The organism is Methylibium sp. (assembly GCF_013817365.1).
Lineage (GTDB): Bacteria > Pseudomonadota > Gammaproteobacteria > Burkholderiales > Burkholderiaceae_C > Methylibium.
In genome coordinates, this window is the sequence record NZ_JACDCU010000348.1 from 1 (window position 1) to 4,400 (window position 4,400).

At 70.2% G+C, this 4,400-nt stretch carries 6 protein-coding genes; all 6 read right to left on the reverse strand.

Annotated elements, in window-relative coordinates; genetic code table 11:
• A partial coding sequence (locus H0W38_RS17340; protein WP_367162316.1) for a TlpA family protein disulfide reductase occupies positions 1-234 on the reverse strand: 234 nt, incomplete at its 3' end.
• Complete coding sequence (locus H0W38_RS17345; protein ID WP_292456375.1) at positions 231-845, reverse strand: hypothetical protein; 615 nt, start codon at positions 843-845, stop codon at positions 231-233. The genes H0W38_RS17345 and H0W38_RS17340, both read right to left, overlap by 4 nt.
• Before the next feature lie 34 nt (positions 846-879).
• The gene (locus H0W38_RS17350) at positions 880-1,659 is read right to left on the reverse strand and encodes a transglycosylase domain-containing protein (protein ID WP_292456377.1); all 780 of its coding nucleotides are present in this window, start codon (positions 1,657-1,659) and stop codon (positions 880-882) included.
• Positions 1,656-2,579: a shikimate dehydrogenase gene (gene aroE, locus H0W38_RS17355; RefSeq protein ID WP_292456379.1), complete on the reverse strand. Its 924-nt coding sequence runs from the start codon at positions 2,577-2,579 to the stop codon at positions 1,656-1,658. The genes H0W38_RS17350 and aroE overlap by 4 nt, the downstream gene beginning before the upstream one ends.
• Positions 2,576-3,466 (reverse strand): energy transducer TonB, encoded by an 891-nt coding sequence (locus tag H0W38_RS17360; RefSeq protein WP_292456381.1) that lies wholly within the window; start codon positions 3,464-3,466, stop codon positions 2,576-2,578. Before H0W38_RS17360 ends, aroE begins: the two co-directional genes overlap by 4 nt.
• Positions 3,467-3,478: 12 nt before the next feature.
• Positions 3,479-4,400: RNB domain-containing ribonuclease (locus H0W38_RS17365; RefSeq protein ID WP_292456383.1), on the reverse strand; the 922-nt coding region annotated here is incomplete at its 5' end.

Consider the following 4,400-nt stretch of genomic DNA (forward strand, 5'->3'; position numbering starts at 1 on the left):
GGGCGCGCACCACGTTGCCCAGAAGTTGACCAGCAAGGGACGGCCTCGCAGGCTGCTCATCGTCAGACGGCTGCCCTGGGGCGTTTCGAAAGACTGGGCCCAGAACGCTTCGGCGGCCGGATCGGGCGCATGCCGGCGCAGCGACAGCCAAGCGCCGCCGAGCAAGGCGGCGCCGGCCGCGCCGCCCAGGAGCAGGCGGCGCCGTGGCGAGGAGAGGGGTCGAGTTGTGGTCACGCTTCGGCTTTCATCAGCCGACGCAGCGCGGCCGCGTCGCCGCGCTGCGCCCGGCCCTGGGCATCGGGCTTGAGCGCGCCGCGCAGGTCGTCATGGTCGAGGATGCTCAGGTGCACGGGGATGACCTCGCCGGGCACGGTGCCTCGCTCGGCCAGGCTCAGCACGTCCACGGTGCGGCCCTGGGGGCCGCGGACGCTGCCGACGTCGTAGACCACCCCGGCGCCCAGCAGCGCGATCTCGGCCGACTTGGAGTCGTCGCAGTAGAGCTGCAAGTGCACATCGCTCAGGCGTGTGGCGGTGCCACGCCAGACGGCGCCGGTGGCGTAAGGTCGGAATTCGGCCAGCCGCTCCATCCAGTGCAATGCCACCTGGCGCAGCGCCGCGAGTTCGCCGGGTTGGGTTTCAGCACAGAACAGCGCCAAGTAGCTGCGGACCTCGGCCTCGAGCAGGTCGTTGTCGGGCAACTCGGCCTTGCGGGGGGTGACCTGAAGGCCGCGCTTGCCCAACAACTTGAGCGCGCGCTGCTTGGCCGGGCCGTATTCCAGGCCTTCTTCGACCACGAGCCGGGCGGCAGTGGCGGCAATCTCGAGGGTGATGGTGGAAGGCGGCATGACGGAGAAGACCCCGCAAGGCGGGGCAGGTTCATCAGGGCAGTTCGACATCGCTCATGCGAGCCACGATGGTGGCGGCTCGGCCGCTCACATAGGCCGAGCCGGGCCGCTTTTCGAAGCGCTTGGGCGCCGGCAGCATTACCGCCAGCCGGGCGGCCTGGGTAGCGCCGAGCCGGTCGGCGTCAGTACGGTAGTAGCGCCTCGCGGCGGCCTGCGCGCCAAAGACTCCTTCACCCCACTCGACATTGTTCAGGTAGATCTCGAGGATGCGCTCCTTGCCGAGCAGCAGTTCGAGCCAGGTCGCCAGCACGAACTCCTGGCCCTTGCGTGCCAGGCTGCGCTCGCTCGAGAGCAGCAGGTTCTTCGCGAGCTGCTGGGTAATGGTCGAGCCGCCGACGATGCGCGGCGCGGGCGCCGGGCGCGCCGCCACCGTGCGGCCGCTGGCGGCGAGTCGCGACTGTGTCGCCTGCGCCTGTGCGCGCAGCCGGTCGGAGCGCGCTTCGGCGCGCTGGTTGCGTTCCCAGGCGTGCTCGATCGCTTCCCAGTCGACGCCGGCGTGGTCGGTAAAGCCGGCGTCCTCGGACGCGATGACGGCGCGCTTGAGCGGGGCCGCAATGCGCTCGTAGGCACGCCATTCCTGGCTCCAAGACAGGGGCTGCGGCTCGGCGAGCAGCCGGCGGAGCTCCGTGCGCTGAAAGGCGGTGGACTGTGGATCGAAAGCGAGCATGGCCGCGATGCGCAGCACGAAGACCAACTGCAGCGCCACGGCGCTGAGCAGGAGAAGGAGGAAGGCGCGGACCAGTGTTCTCTTCATTTCGGCCCGGCCGCCAGCGCAACGCGCACCTCGGCCAGCACGCCGGCCGTCGGCGGGCGCACGCCGCGCCAGAACAGAAACGACTCCGCCGCCTGTTCGACCAGCATGCCCAGGCCGTCCCGCCCGTGCGCACCGCCTTCCCGGGCCCAGGCCAAGAAGGCATTGGCTGCGGGCCCGTACATCATGTCCAGCGCCAAACCCCCGCGGCGCAGCACGCGGCCGGAAACAGGCACCGGCGCGCCCTGCAGGCTGGCGGCGCTGGCGTTGACGACGATGTCGAAGCCGCTGCCGGCGGCTTCCAGCATGCTGTCGGCGAGCTCGACGCCATGCTGTGCCGCCAGCGCGGCGTGGCGCAACACCAGCGCTTGCGCGCGCTGCGGCGAACGGTTGACCAGCACCAGGCGGCGCGGCGCGGCTTCGATCAACGGCCCGAGCACGCCGGCCGCGGCGCCACCCGCGCCGATGAGCAGCAGGCTGGCGCCGGCCAGCGCGACGCCGGCATGCACGGTGATGTCGGCCACCAGGCCGGCGCCGTCGGTGTTGTCGGCCTGCCAGCCGCCCGCCTGCGGGGAATCGAAGCGCAGCGTGTTGGCGGCCTGGGCCAAGGCGGCGCGGGGCGTCAGGCGCTGCGCGAGCGCGGCGGCCTCGAACTTGAAGGGGACAGTGACGTTGCAGCCCTGGGCTCGCGGGCGCCCAACAGGATTCGACGCAGGCGCGTCCATGTCGGCTGGGTTTTCGCCGGCCGCGAAGGCGCACACGGTCTCGGCGAAGCGATCGAGCGGGCAGGACAGACGGCCATAGCTCAGCGCTTCGCCAGTCAGTTCGGCGAAGCGGGCATGGATGAAAGGCGAGCGGCTGTGCTCCACCGGGTTGCCCGCCACCGCATAGCGGTCGCGGACGTCCCGTGCGCCGCCGCTCATGGCTGCGATGGCGCCATTACGCGCGTTTCCAGGCCGTCTTCGCGGGTGAAGCGAAAGCGTGACACCACCACGATCTGGTCGGCCTGTCCGCGCATCGCGGTGCTGAAGGGCCCGAAGGGCGAAGCCGCCCGCACGATGGCGACCGCGCGGCGGTCGAGCGACCGCTGGCCCGAGCTTTGCACCACCTCGGTCTCGAGTACTTGGCCGGCCGCGTCGACGGTGACCATCATGGTCAGCTCGCCGTAGAGCTTCTTGCCTTTTTCCTCAGGAAAGTTTTGCGTGCCGCGTTCCTCGATCTTGCGGCGCAGGACGTCGTAGTAGACGGCGTACACCGCCTCGCTGGTCGCGGGGCTGATGTAGCGCTTCTTCGGCCGCGCGTTCTCTTCGTTGATGCGCTTTTCGATCTCGGCGAGCATGCGCAGCAACTGGCGGCGCTGATCAGCGGCGGCGCGCGCGTCGGGGTTGCCCTGATCGCGCTGCGGGTCGGGCGGCGGCAGCAGCGCGAGTTCACGGCGGATCTGCGCCAGCAACTGTGTCTGCTGCTCATGCAGGGTCTGGATCTTCTTGCTCGCGTCTTCGAGCGAATCGCCGATTTCGGTGAGCGCGGACGGCGGCAGCGGCGAGGTCGCACGCCCGGCCTTGGCCTCGCCGCCGCCGGCGAGCGCGGCCTGGGCGATGGCCTGGGCCTTGATCGGCGGCTCGGTGGAGCGGGCGTTGACGAGGATCACCTCCAGCGGCGTGTCCTCGAACACGCGGTTGAAAGCCTCCGGGTCGACGAAACGCACCGTCAGCAGCGCAGCGTGCAATCCGAACGAGATCAGCAGCGCGATCTGCAGCGTGGTGAGCTGGGTCAGGCGTTGCTTCAGGCGGGCTCGGGAAAGGTCCATTCGGGCGTCGGGTCAGCCAGGGGCGCTCTGCGGCGCAGGCTCGCCGGCATTGTCGCCATCCTGCAGGTCGATCGCCAAGGCGAGCGGCGCGGCATCCTCCACGGCGTCTTCGGCTTCGTCGGTCTCGACACGTGCATCGTCCGCACTCGTCCCCGGATCATCGAGGCGCGCCATCAGGCTGGCGTGCAGATCGAGCGTGAGCAGGTCGGTGCCGGTGATGCGCACGCGCACCCGCGCACCGCGCGGCAGCGTTTCGCAGCCGAGCGCACGAAAGACCAGCGGCAGCGTGTCGGCGCGGACCAGGCCGTCCTTCATGACCGCGGCGTCGAGCTCGGTGATGCCCGCCTGCTCCAGGTGGCGCATCGTCCAGTAGCGCTCAAGGCCGTTCTGGAACTGGTTGTAGGCGGCGTAGGCGGCCTCGAAACCGGAGATCACCGAAAAGAGTTCCGCATCCTTCGGCTTGAAGGGCGCAACCAGCGCGGCGGTGCGGCCGTGGCGCGCGCAGGCAATGATCTGCCACTGATTGGCCAGGTCCACATAGCGGCGCAGCGGCGAGGTGGACCAGGCGTACTGCCGCACGCCCATGCCGGCATGCGGCGCCGGCTTGGTGCCCATGCGCACCTTGATGCCTGGGGCCATGCTGGCCTGGCTGCGATAGATGGCCGGCACGCCGCACTCGGCGACCCAGCCGCCCCAGTGACTATTGGCGAGGATCATCGCCTCGGCGACGATCAGGTCGAGCGGTGAGCCGCGCTTGCGCTCGGTGATGACGACTGTTTCGCTGCCGTCCGGCTCGTTGCCCGCGGCCACGGCGTTCGCGCCTTCCAGCCGGAAGCTGTAGTCGGGCCGGTTGAAGTTCTCCGGCTTGCCGCGCGCAACTTCACGCTGCGCTTTCAGGTGCCGCGCGAGCCGGAACGCAAAGGCGAGTTCGGGC